Raw genomic sequence first — 12,622 nt, 5'->3', positions numbered from 1 at the left:
CATCGTATACCTTGTTGGAATGTTTAGTTCGGTTTGGATGGCGAAATTAGCAAATAAACATGGCAAAGCCAAGATCGTGATCCTCTCATTATTTTTTACATTGATCGGGGCCTGGTTATCGCTGAACTCCAATCAATGGCTTAAGCTATTGGGATTGCCAATCGTATCGTTCGGATTTTTTGGATGTCATTCACTTGCAAGCGGGTGGGTAAACCAATGTGGTCGTCACGACAAAGCCCAAGCTTCTTCATTATATTTATTTTTTTACTACGCCGGCTCTAGTATTGGCGGGACAACTGCAGGGGGCTTTTGGTCTTCTTATGGCTGTGGAGGCGTCGTTGGGATGATTGCTGGATTTTTACTGTCAGCACTAGTGCTTTCATCAATGTTAGCCAAATCGGTCTTTGCAGTTCCAAAACATGACGAGACATAACAAACCTCTACACCTATAGTTGGAAAAACTGTATTTATAATGATTATGACCGTATTTATAATTCATATTTCTCAGTGACTCTGTTTAGCTGATATCATGACCTTGTTTAACTCTGTTACCAAGAAAGGATGATCTAAATTGAGTACCAATTTTACTTATTTGGCGGAATGTGCATTCTTATCGAGCGCTCGGATGGTTTTAAGATCCTTTGCGACCCTTTCTTCGATGAAAATAATGCTAGCCCGGATAAGTCGCATCGATCGCGGCAGAGGCTGTGCGGTATTCTCAGACGGGCGCTTTCTCCTCGTTGGGGCGCTTGACGGGCATGAGGTCGTAACCTATCCCATGGGAGAAGCCGGCAAAATCTCTCCAGCAGTTTCCTCGTTCGCTCAGCCAATTCCTGGGACCATAAATACGAAATACTAGGCCATAAACGACATGGTAGTAAAATCCTCCCCAACCAGAAAAATAGGGAGGATTTTATTGTTATGTGCCTGATATGGGTAAGAAGTTCGAGAAAAGTACATTTACTGATATGGATATCGAATTTCTTGTATATATAAAAGGGTTCAATCCCATTACACTAAGTTTATATTATTTATTTAAGGAGTTGGATTCCTGAGACTAAAAAGCTAATTAGCACGTGATAACTCCCTGTGGGTGAGCGGGGCATGGACGGCACACGCGGGCCCTCCGCTTTGGCGGCGTCTCACGCGAGGACTATATCGCAAACGCCAACTCGGTCACCGACCTTATTGTACAGATTGAAAGTCTGGAAGGGATAAAGAACATCGACGAGATTCTCTCCTTGGAGGGAGTCGACATGGTTGCGACCGGCAAGGCCGACATTTCGCAGGCGTTGGGTGTGGCGGGGCAGAAGGACCACCCTGATGTGCTCGAAGCGGAAGCGTTTATAGTGAAAAAGGCGCTGGAGTACGGTAAAATCCCCACGCTGAAAGCCGAAACTCCTAAACGCGTCGCTGAGCTGAAAGAGATGGGAGTGAACTGCTTCCTTGTAGGGCGCGACGAGTCGCTGGCGCACAAAGCCCTCAAGAACCATTTATCTGCTTTTCGTGCCTGATGCAATGCTGTTTGATCGTGTTCATCTTTACGAATGTGGACACGATCAAACCCTTGCCGCAGCATTTATATCCGTTAGCAACTCTTAAGGAGGCATTTATTATGGAAAATGTTGGATTTAGAATCTACGAACAATTTATGCGTGCACCATTATCACTGATTGAACAGTTTCGTAATATTCCCGTTGCCAATATCGGAGACAACATGGGCCGTATCTATTGCGTAAATGCAGCAATTCGTCCGTTTAACAGCTTGCCGCTGCTCGGCGCGGCCAGCACGGTGAAGGTGCCTGCCGGCGACAATCTGATGTTTCATCGAGCCATCGATCTTTGTCAGCCTGGGGATATTCTAGTGATAGATGGTGGCGGTTATTGTGAACGTGCTCTTTGTGGCGAGCAGATGTTTCGGTATGCTGCAACAAAGGGCATTGCCGGGATGGTTGTTGACGGGGCGATTCGCGATGTGGAGTCCTTGAAAGCGGTTCCTTTTCCCGTTTATGCCCGCAGTGTATCCCCCAACGGCCCTTACAAGAACGGTCCAGGTGAAATTAATGTACCGATCAGCATAGGCGGCATGGTTGTATTTCCTGGCGATATCGCCGTAGGTGATGCGGATGGAGTCATCTTTGTCCGTCCCCAACATGCCTTGGAAATTGCCCAAAAAGCCGTTAAACAAAATGAAGCGGAACTGCTGCGTTTGTCTCAAATTGAAGATGGAACAGCAGATAAGAGTTGGATAACCACCGCATTACAGCAAAAAAAATGCTCGGTTCACACCGGTTCATTGTGAGAATGGCGATTTTACAGTGGGGGGAAGTACATTGGAATTAAATCAGGTTTTGACTTCACAGAGAACGCTCACTAAGAATGAAAGAGTAAGGCGTTTTATCAGGGACCGCTGGTTATATTTCATGCTTTTACCTGGCGTGATGTACTTTATTATTTTTAAATATGTGCCGATGTATGGTGTGTTGATGGCTTTCCAGGATTACAGACCCCAATTAGGTATTTTGAACAGTCCTTGGGTAGGTTTGAAACACTTTAGCCGTTTTTTTAGCGAACCGCAATTTTGGCAGCTTTTTCGGAATACCGCATTGCTTGCAATTTATAATATTGTATTTTTCTTTCCACTGCCTATATTCTTAGCGCTTATGTTGAATGAAGTACGGCGGGAAAAGTTCAAACGGTTTATTCAAACCTTGATTTATATTCCGCATTTTTTTTCATGGGTTGTTGTGGGAGGCGTTTTTTACTTATTGCTTACTACTGAAGGGGGAATTCTCAACGAATTCATCTTCCAGCTATTCGGTCATAAAATCGCATTTTTAATGGAACCGGAATGGTTTAGAACGGTTATTATCAGCCAATCGATTTGGAAAGAAGTAGGTTGGGGAACCATTATATTTTTAGCCGCATTATCGGGTGTCGATTTACAGCTCTACGAGGCGGCCCGTATGGATGGGGCAAATCGTTTCAGGCAGTTGTGGCATATTACGCTTCCTGCAATCGGAAGTACGATCGTAATACTCCTAATTCTTAGGCTGGGAAGTTTTCTGGATATCGGTTTTGAACAAATCTTCCTCATGCTGACTCCAACGAACCGTGAGGTGGGTGAAGTCTTCGACACTTATGTCTACATGAAGGGATTGACCCAAGCTCAGTACAGCTACAGCGCTGCTGTCGGATTGTTCAAGTCAGCGATCGGACTTGTGCTCGTGGTAGGATCCAATTGGTTAGCCAAAAGATTCGGTCAAGAAGGGGTATATTGAACAAACTACGCAGTGAGGTGTTAACAATGAAGCAGGATCTGTCGATTGGCAACAAGATATTTGATGGACTCAATTATTTAATTCTAATAATCATTGGTTTAGTCACCGTGTTTCCATTTATATATATAGTAGCGGTTTCCTTCACTGACGCGTCCGAGGTTATCAAAGGTGGCATCATTTTATTCCCTAAGAAGTTTTCACTTACTGCGTATGAATATATTTTTTCAACCAATACGTTGCTGCGCAGCTTAGGGGTCTCCATTTACATTACAGTAGTAGGAACATTTATTAACTTAGTGGTGACATCGTTAATGGCCTATCCGTTGGCACGCGCAACCTTACAAGGGCGTCAAGTAATACTATTTGGTGTGCTGTTTACGATGTTGTTTAGCGGAGGAATGATTCCTACCTATTTCGTAGTAAAAGCGTTGGGATTGACAAATTCACTATGGTCACTGATGATACCTAGTGCGGTAAGCGCGTTCAATTTGATTGTTTTGAAAAATTTCTTTCAGCAAATTCCAGACGGACTCGAAGATTCAGCCAAAATCGACGGATGCAACGATGTGGGCATTCTGTTCCGGATCATTCTGCCGTTATCCATGCCGGCCATGGCAACATTCTCTCTGTTTTATGCCGTTAGTCATTGGAACACTTTTTTTAATGCTATATTGTATATCAATGATAATAAATTGTGGCCAGTTCAAGTACTGCTTCGAGAAATCGTCATGCTAGCCCAAACCCGCATTGGAGATAACGGATTTGATGAAGCAATGATACAGCCGCAGACCATACGTATGGCGGTTATTGTATTTGCGACCTTACCGATTTTACTGGTGTATCCATTTTTGCAAAAGCATTTTGCTAAAGGAGTATTGCTGGGTTCGGTTAAGGGATAAAAAAAACAGGGGGACATCATAAATGAAAACTAATAGCTTGGTATTATTAAGCTGTTCGGCATTATTAACAGTAGGCGCAATTGCAGGCTGCAGTAACGCATCAAATTCAAGTAATCCCGGAAAAGCAAGTGATACTGCTCCTTTTGAAATAACACTAACTTCTTACGCAAGTAGTGCTCCTACAGGAAACGAGATTTCGCAGGCAATTGAAAAATATACGAATACCAAATTAAATATTCAATGGGTTCCGACAGCCGCTTACGATGAAAAGGTCAATGTCATGATTGCGTCAAATGAATTGCCGAAGCTCTTAAGAGTAAGAAACGATCCGAGTATCAGGAACGCAATTCAATCCGGAATTTTTTGGGAGATCGGCCCTTATTTAAAAGATTATAAAAACTTATCCGCGCAACATCCGGATAACTACTCGCTTAGTACCTTTGACGAGAAGCGGTACGGGATCCCCCTCTTTAAAAATGTAGGACGTACCTCTATTATTTACCGTAAAGATTGGCTTGACGCCTTGGGCATGAAGCTGCCGACAAACATCGATGAGTGGTACAATATGCTTAAAGCGATGACCTTAAATGACCCTGACAAAAATGGGAAAAACGATACGTACGGGATTGTACTGTATAAAAATTATAACCAAGGCTTGTCCAATCTAGCTACTCGCATTGCTGTAAGCCTGGGAGCTCCGACGAAATGGGAAGAGCAGAATGGAAAGTTCACACCGGAGTTTATGACTAAAGTACACTTCGAAGTCATTAAACTTTTCAAAAGGCTGTATGATGAAAAATTAATCAATCAAGATTTTGCTTCTTTTGACGAGCAGGAGTCGCGAAATTTATTCCAAGCGGGAAAAGCCGGGGTTATTGTGAATGTCTCCGATAACGCGAAAAAGTTTTCTGAAGCACTACAGAAAGTTCAACCAAATGCCGTTGTGGATGTCGAACGTTTGAATGGTCCTGCTGGCATTCGGGTATCCGGTTTTCCTGATGGTACTTCCGGATATTATCTCATTCCGAAGGATTCTGTGAAAACCGAAGCCGAGCTAAGGAAAGTGCTGGACTTCATGAATAAATTATTGGATCCCGAGATGCAGACTTTATTATTAAGAGGAATCGAAGGGAAGCATTACAAAAAAACGGCAGATAACCAGGCGGAGTTCATTGATTATAATTTATATGTGAAAGAGGTCCAAGTATTTGCAGACACCTTATTGGGAATTGAAGGCTACAGTGCTCTACCTCTTAAAGATTCACCGATCGGGGCAAAGGGAACCAAGCTCGAAATGGAAGGCCAGAAATATGTCGTTCCGAATCCGACGCTCACTTTAAATTCCGCCACCTATACGGAGCGCGGAAGGGAATTGGATCTTATCATGGAGGACGCACAAACAAAGTTCATTATGGGGAAAATTGATGAGGCCGGCTACCAAGCGGAAATAGCAAAATGGCAGAAGGCCGGTGGTGAACAAATGATTAAGGAATACGAGAAGTCATTTGCAAAGTTTAAAAAATGATGTGCCACCGGAGCGGCAAAAAAACACTTTAAAATAGCTATTCTTTTTGCGATAATTGCCTTAAGATAAGGTGTTTCATGAAGCAGCGAGAATTCTGGTTTATTTTTACAAACCGGAATTCCTCGCTTTTCGTGTTATGCCAGGAGATACAGTTATGTCTGAATCGGGGGCGGAGTATGGACTCTAATCAACTATCCATCTATAGAAAGATGGTCATTTTAATTGCAGCGCTTCTGATTCCAATCCTCATTCTATACGGTTATTCGAACTATTCCAGTATTAAGGTTGTTGAAGAAGAAATTAAGTCAAGTAACTTAAAGCAATTAATGTTTTTTTTGCATCAATTGGAAACGAATTTGGAGCAGCTGAACCAGCTTGCCGTTTTTGCCAGTCGTGACTCCCAGGTAAGGGAATTTAAAGATTTTATGATTTTTAAAGATAATTATGAAATCACAAGAGATCGTCTGTCCATAGAGAAGAGACTCACTTCTCTAAGTGTATCCAACAGCTGGAATAATGTATTATCCGTTTATTTTATGAATATTAAACAAATTATTTCAACAAATCCGAAGATACATTTTGATGATATTCATCTTAATAGACGTTCGCCCCAAAAATGGAGCGTTCGGCAAGATAATTTTTATGATGATGATCTAAAGACATACAGCTTCTATAAACGTGTCGTTGAGCCATGGAGTGTTGATAACGATGTAGAGTCGGCAAAACTTGTTGTGGAGGTATCTTTTTCAGAGAAAAACATTGTTAGTCTGCTGGATAAATTTAAACAGGGCGGTACTGGTGACCCGTTTTTTTTCCACCCGTCCGGGAAATTTATTTACAGCTCAACTTCTAGACAGGAATCTATTGGGAGGCTGTCTCAGTTATTGACATCGGAGCAGCTCGGGGATGGAAAAGGGTATGCTACCTATGAGCTAGGTAATGATAGATATCTTGTCTTTTATGTTCGTTCGGAGAAATTGGATGGTTGGTATTTAGTGGATTATGTTCCGGTGCAGGAAGTTTTGCGACCGATTACTAACAGCAGAAATCTGTTTTATGTCTCCGTAATTTTTCTGCTTGTACTCAGTGTTATTGCGGCTTTATTGCTTTATCGTCACGTTCAGGTTCCCATTTTACGGTTAATCAGGAGCCTGCAGCGTTTCAGCAATGGCGATTATGCTACACGGATTGATGCGAAAACGAATATAGAATTTACCTTTGTATTTCAGAAATTTAATGAAATGGCAGAAAAAATTCAGTTTTTAATTGAGAAGGTGTACGAGGAGGAAATTCGCTCCCGTGAAGCAACGTTAAAGCATCTGCAATCACAGATTAATCCTCACTTTCTGTACAATTGCTTGTTCTTTATCAAAAACCTCGTTGGTATTAACGACCATGCCGTCGAATCCATGGCTATGCATTTAGGCGAATATTATCGTTATACGACGCGCCTAGAGAACCCGCTCGCTAGTTTGCGTGATGAAGTTCAGCTGTTAAATCATTATTTGAAAATTCAACAATACCGCTCGGATCGGATTCATTTTCAAATTGAGATACCCGATCAAATGATGGACTTGCAAATTCCGCGTTTAATGATTCAGCCTATAGTAGAAAATTGCATTATCCACGGCATTGAGAAGAAAGAGGGAATTGGTCTAATTCATATTACCGGGGAAGAGGATACTGATTATTTCAGAATAACCGTAGAGGATAACGGAGCTGGAATGACCAAGGAAGAGCTGGAGCAGATTCAGATCAAGCTGCTGCAGCCTTTGCAAGAGGGGAATGGCTGTGGGGTTTGGAACGTACACCAGCGGTTAGTTTATCAATACGGTAAAGGCTCAGAGTTGCTTTTCGATCAGTCTGCTCTAGGAGGCCTCAAGGTTACGTTAAAGTGGAAAAAATGATTGCTTGGAGGACTGATGGATTATGTATCAATTACTTATCGTGGATGACGAAGCCGCTGTCTTGGAAGGACTCAGGAGAAAGATTCCGTGGGAGGACTTCGGAATCGATAAGGTTCAGATTGCGCTGAGCGCCACTAAAGCGTTAGATACTCTAAGCTCATCACACATCGATATTGTCATTACGGATATTCGAATGCCGGGTATGAGCGGGCTTGAACTCATCGAGAAAATTCGAGCGAGATGGCCGAAAACCAAATGTGTGTTACTCACAGGAATCGCCGATTTTGCTTATGCTCAAGAGGCTATTAAATCGGGAGCTTCCGCCTATTTGTTGAAGCCGGTAAGCGATGAGGACGTTATGAATACGGTCCGAAATCTTACAGAGCAATTGGGGCATGAATGGATGCAGGTTAGCAGCTACCAGAATGCAATGATGGCTTTGAGGGAGCACGCTCCGCTTTTAGCGGAAAATCTTCTAAGTCAATTGTTCCTGGGCAAAAAAATGCAGCAGCAAGCACTGGAAGAGAAAATGAAAATGTTTCTTGTCCCTTTTGAATACGGTCATCCGGTTGTTTTATTTCTTATAAGGCTAGAAGATGATTTTGGAAAGTATGATTTGCATAATCTTTCGCTTATTGAATATGCGATTTTTAATATCACCAAAGAAATTGTGGGAGAGCACTTTGAACTATGGAGCTGTAAGGACAGTCATGATTATCTGGTTGGATTATTAACGCGCAAAAGTGGAAGCACACTGTCGTCTTCCGAGCCGGATCAGCAATTACTCGAACGAATGGCATCTCATATACAAAAGTGTGTCAGCACTTATCTAAAAGGGAAGATATCGATCGTTATAAGTCCATTGGGCGAGTTTCCCCATAAACTCACCTATTTGTATGAAGCATCACTTAGCTGCATGAGAAATCAAATCGGACAGGAGATAGAAACGGTTCTTACCGTTTCCAATGATTTCGCGCCAATAGCTGTCCAATCTTTTTTATCCCTGTATGAGCCCCCCTCATTAATTCATTTACTTGAATCAGGGCGCTGGGAAGAAGTAACTAACAAAATAAATGCAATCGTTATGGAGCTGCAACAAGAAAATGTGAAATCACATGAATTTATTCTCGAAGTTTTCCATGTCATGTGCAGCGCCTTTTGCTATATCGTTCATAAGAATGGAAAGCAGCTGAGCTATATTTTGGGGAATGATTATGAAAAATTTCTAAATGGGGAAGCTTTTCGCAACCCCCAGCAGCTAAAGGAATGGGCATTAGGTACACTGGAGCGAATCAGGCAGGATGTCGAACACGATATCGAAGATAACCGATCCAAAATTGTGATTAAAGTTCAAAACTATGTAGAAAACAATATATCTGAAGGTGTGACCCTTCAGTCTTTATCGGAGCATCTGCATCTGCATCCCGGCTATATATCTAAGCTTTATAAGTCAGAAACCGGTGAAACCATTGGCGATTATTTGCTCAAGCTTAGAATGCAAAGAGCTTCATTCTTATTAGCAACAACAGACGATAAGGTTTATGAGATTGCGTTAAAGCTCGGTTATCAAACGACACATCACTTTATTAACATTTTTAAAAGATACTTCATGGTTACGCCACAGGAATATCGGGAATCCAGGGCCAGAGAACATTAAAACCGGTAGCGGGGCGGGAGGGGGCTGAAATTCGAAGAAGCCGCCCCTAGATAAAGCAATTCGCTTCCGGGACAGCTCCTTCGTCCAGCGTTATTCTACCACGAGTGGTGGTGTTTGCCGGGATATACCTCGTATATTGGAGCTGAAATATCCCATATTTACAAAGGGGCGATTCATGGTAACTGGAAAGGATCGGGTTCAGGTGATGCTTGTAATGTACCGGTCAATATATGAGGTGTTCAGGTAAAGCCCGGTGACATTATCGTCGGCGATGACAGCGGTGTCATTGTCGTACCTCTAGAAAGGGCCCAAGAGGTAGTATTATTAATCGATAACTCTCAAAATCTTTTATTTAATAAGGAAATGAGAAAAGAACACTTTAATTTTATTTCTTCGCTTATTAATAGAGTTGATTTAAAAGTATTCTATTTAGGGACTGAGCCTTCCGGAAAATTCAACTTACCAGAATCTATCTTAAGAAGAAGTTTATCTGTTAAATACAGTCGTGCATCTTAATTTGCAAATCAATAAAAAAGTGCTTAGCGTTGAATTAAGTTAATGCTAAGCACTTTTTTTATTGCCGGAATACTTACTTCTGAATCTTATACATTTTATGCATAAAAATACATAATACGAATTGCGGATATTCTCATTAATTATGAAAAAGTTCTTTATAATAAATAAAATCATTCATTGGTCTTCTCAATAATTGTGAAAATCATACCTGATAAATCAACATTTCTGGATGCATTTTTCTCAATAATTATGACACCACACATTTATTGCGTGTGAGCATGATTACTGAGAAAAATAGCGTGAAACTTGAGAAAAATTCGCAAAATTAATGAGAAAATATAGAAATATACATTAAATTGAATAAATATACAAAAATGCCATACTAAACTCTTTCTGTTTAGTACGGCACTTTTTTTTACTGACTTCGTGGAGGGGAAACACAAATAACAACCAGGATCATCCCGATCCCAGTTGCTAATAGAAACAAAGTATGAAAGGTGGTTAGCACAAAAATACCACTTTTAAACTAGGAAATGTCTTGGGAATTTTAGTAAAAGGGAGCTTGTATGTGGATAGACTGTTCAAATAATCAGAATACGGATCAGGTATGGAAGCATGCTAAACAACTCAGACTAGTTCCATTACATAATTTGATTCTTTTATCGTATTTGATTATGGAGATTCCAATCTCACAATGCATTCAGCAAAGAGAGGCTACTTGGATTGCAAGGGGATACAGCATAAGAGACGCTTTCAGCAGGAAGCTCTTATCTGTTTACATCCGTTTGCGCGAAAATAAGCTGGTCTCTTCCATATGCTTGAGCAAGTTCAATTTTATTTCCGATACCAAGTAATACGGTTGATCATAATAATTAAGGCTATCGACAAAATAAATCGGATTTAATTCCTTTCTATTAAACAATTTAAACCTACCATTCCCTAATCGCTTGATCGTACTTGATTTACTCATATATGCATTTTTTTCAAGGGGAATGATTTGTGCAGCCACGAGCCCTTCCTCTCTATGATAAACAGTGTGTTGAATATAGGGCTGCAATATGCTCCCGTCGAAGCTGGTCATCATAAAGGCACAATAGAAGGCGCGTTCCGTAACCTAAATCAAAAATTTTTTCACGGTGTTCCCGGGAGGATAGTTAGACAGATATTCATCAATATCCCTTTTCTTTTTCTGGCCAGTAACAAAATTGAAAGAAATACAGACATCAAGTATTGTGTTTACTTCTATTCCTTGATCAGGAACATGAGCGGAACACATCTAATGTGAAGAATTTCATAAGTAAGTTCGTTATCTGGTATATGTGATGATGTATATGTTCAGGTCATTTACCGGTGGTATACGTTTTTGATCTAATTTGAGGAGGGGATGTTAATGTATAAACCGGCACGAAAAATCAAAGCAAGGCGTTGAAAAATATATAGAGGTAAGGAACCATTCTATAAAACAAATCAAATGGTCCATTGGGAAGGCAGACTAGAGTTACATTATATCAGACTTGCCGATTATGATCATGAGGTAGAAGAAATCTATTATCAACCCCTATGTATTTATTATTACTATAAGGGTAAGAAGTAATGATGCTTTGGTACCGCGATCCATTTATTGCTTTTACACCTTTTGATTTAAAATACATTCGAATGCTCTCCCTCGTCCAACCTGTTAATTCTGATAGTTCGTAAAGAGTTACCAAGGAATCTACAATCGAGATATGATTAACTACTTGACCTCGCTCATATCCCGGCTCAGTAATTAAAAATTCGCTTCTAATTTTTAAAACTCCACGTCGGTATGGCATTCGCCTTTGATATTTAGATCGTGCACAACATTACTAATGATTTTCAATACATCCGGATGACATTTAAATAATACAATCTATTCTATTTGAAGAACCACAAAATTTGTATCTCATCTTTTCAAGAACTTCGAAAGCATGAAGTAGGGGATTTTCCTGTTTCTTTAGCATCCTAAGAATCTGCTGGAGTACTCTTACCTCTTCCATCGCCCATGAGGCGGGATAAATGATCTGGCTTTAATGGGATATTTGCGGCTAGCCAATATAGACAACCACACTCATAGGCGCTTATGTTGCGTGATCTTCGGACAGGGATTCGACTCCCTCGTCTCCATATGGTAAGTCCACAACGGGAACTTAAAGATGACTTCTACATGTTTTTCGTAGACAATCACCTTTTCCACATAGCTGCCGATGAACTTCTTGATTTCCGGAAGATCGCGGTTTGCGAAAGTTTCCGAACTGAGAAAGCAGTTGTCGCAGAGTATCCAATGTGATGGCTGCTTTTTCGTTTTGTGTCCGAGCCTCTATCAGCTTCTGCTCAAGGTCAAACTTCTGCTTTTTTAATTCCTCCAGCTTGTCGATCAGCGTGGCGTTGGAAACGCCGCTAGCGATCGCGTTGACGATGTTCGAGATTTGCCTTTGATGCCCGTTACCTTTGACCGCTGAAAATCGTTTAGCTGCTTTGCGAGCAGGGGAATGGCCTCGTCATTGAAGATTTTCTCCTGAAGTTGGGACAAGACGTAGCTTTCGATGTACTCCTGGCGCAGCTCTGGGTTCTTGCACTCCTTGGTCCGGTCCCGGTTTCCGCAGCGGTAGGTGACATATTTGAGCTTATTGCGCCCGCTGAATGGAGATCGCGATGCCGACGTTCTTAAGGCATTCCCCACAAACGATCAGTCCGCTCAGCAGGTACATTATCCGCAATTTAAGTGGACCTGGGGATTTAGTTAATTGAAATATATTATCTAATGACACAATTTATCTTTATGGTTATTATTGGTGGTATTAGGATAAAGGGGGTCA

Annotated in this window: 10 protein-coding genes; 9 read left to right on the top strand and 1 reads right to left on the bottom strand. The window is 41.3% G+C overall.

The window, feature by feature from the left end:
* Positions 1-37: 37 nt before the first annotated feature.
* The 9 genes from ACFQ0C_RS19660 (at position 38) to ACFQ0C_RS19620 (ending at position 9,269) form a co-directional block, all read left to right on the top strand.
* Positions 38-433, top strand: coding sequence for an MFS transporter (locus tag ACFQ0C_RS19660; protein WP_379368716.1), 396 nt, complete (start codon positions 38-40; stop codon positions 431-433).
* 138 nt (positions 434-571) lie between these two features.
* The gene (locus ACFQ0C_RS19655; protein ID WP_379368714.1) at positions 572-859 is read left to right on the top strand and encodes a hypothetical protein; all 288 of its coding nucleotides are present in this window, start codon (positions 572-574) and stop codon (positions 857-859) included.
* Positions 860-1,157: 298 nt separating this feature from the next.
* Positions 1,158-1,514: an aldolase/citrate lyase family protein gene (locus ACFQ0C_RS19650; protein ID WP_379368851.1), complete on the top strand. Its 357-nt coding sequence runs from the start codon at positions 1,158-1,160 to the stop codon at positions 1,512-1,514.
* 17 nt (positions 1,515-1,531) lie between these two features.
* Positions 1,532-2,302, top strand: coding sequence for an RraA family protein (locus tag ACFQ0C_RS19645; protein WP_379368849.1), 771 nt, complete (start codon positions 1,532-1,534; stop codon positions 2,300-2,302).
* Positions 2,303-2,351: 49 nt separating this feature from the next.
* The gene (locus ACFQ0C_RS19640; RefSeq protein WP_379368847.1) at positions 2,352-3,281 is read left to right on the top strand and encodes an ABC transporter permease; all 930 of its coding nucleotides are present in this window, start codon (positions 2,352-2,354) and stop codon (positions 3,279-3,281) included.
* Positions 3,282-3,307: 26 nt separating this feature from the next.
* A complete protein-coding gene (locus tag ACFQ0C_RS19635; protein ID WP_379368845.1) occupies positions 3,308-4,180 on the top strand; it encodes a carbohydrate ABC transporter permease in 873 nt (290 codons plus the stop codon).
* Between the two features lie 22 nt (positions 4,181-4,202).
* Complete coding sequence (locus ACFQ0C_RS19630; RefSeq protein WP_379368712.1) at positions 4,203-5,705, top strand: extracellular solute-binding protein; 1,503 nt, start codon at positions 4,203-4,205, stop codon at positions 5,703-5,705.
* Positions 5,706-5,881: 176 nt separating this feature from the next.
* Positions 5,882-7,612, top strand: coding sequence for a sensor histidine kinase (locus tag ACFQ0C_RS19625; RefSeq protein ID WP_379368710.1), 1,731 nt, complete (start codon positions 5,882-5,884; stop codon positions 7,610-7,612).
* Positions 7,613-7,634: 22 nt separating this feature from the next.
* The gene (locus ACFQ0C_RS19620; RefSeq protein WP_379368708.1) at positions 7,635-9,269 is read left to right on the top strand and encodes a response regulator transcription factor; all 1,635 of its coding nucleotides are present in this window, start codon (positions 7,635-7,637) and stop codon (positions 9,267-9,269) included.
* A gap of 2,911 nt (positions 9,270-12,180) precedes the next feature.
* Here ACFQ0C_RS19620 and ACFQ0C_RS19615 read toward each other — a convergent pair.
* On the bottom strand, positions 12,181-12,486 hold the full coding sequence (locus tag ACFQ0C_RS19615) for a recombinase zinc beta ribbon domain-containing protein (RefSeq protein ID WP_379368703.1): 306 nt from the start codon (positions 12,484-12,486) through the stop codon (positions 12,181-12,183).
* Positions 12,487-12,622 lie beyond the last annotated feature (136 nt).

This window comes from Paenibacillus sp. GCM10027630 (assembly GCF_042676305.1).
Lineage (GTDB): Bacteria > Bacillota > Bacilli > Paenibacillales > NBRC-103111 > Paenibacillus_S.
Note: the sequence above shows the minus strand (reverse complement) of the source record. Positions and strands in the feature narration are given on the sequence as shown.

What these genes read in the sequence shown, in the direction of transcription:
- ACFQ0C_RS19635 (WP_379368845.1), top strand. Translation starts at nt 3,308, where the DNA reads ATGAAGCAGGATCTGTCGATTGGCAACAAGATATTTGATGGACTCAAT.
- ACFQ0C_RS19625 (WP_379368710.1), top strand. Translation starts at nt 5,882, where the DNA reads ATGGACTCTAATCAACTATCCATCTATAGAAAGATGGTCATTTTAATT.
- ACFQ0C_RS19630 (WP_379368712.1), top strand. Translation starts at nt 4,203, where the DNA reads ATGAAAACTAATAGCTTGGTATTATTAAGCTGTTCGGCATTATTAACA.
- ACFQ0C_RS19620 (WP_379368708.1), top strand. Translation starts at nt 7,635, where the DNA reads ATGTATCAATTACTTATCGTGGATGACGAAGCCGCTGTCTTGGAAGGA.
- ACFQ0C_RS19660 (WP_379368716.1), top strand. Translation starts at nt 38, where the DNA reads ATGGCGAAATTAGCAAATAAACATGGCAAAGCCAAGATCGTGATCCTC.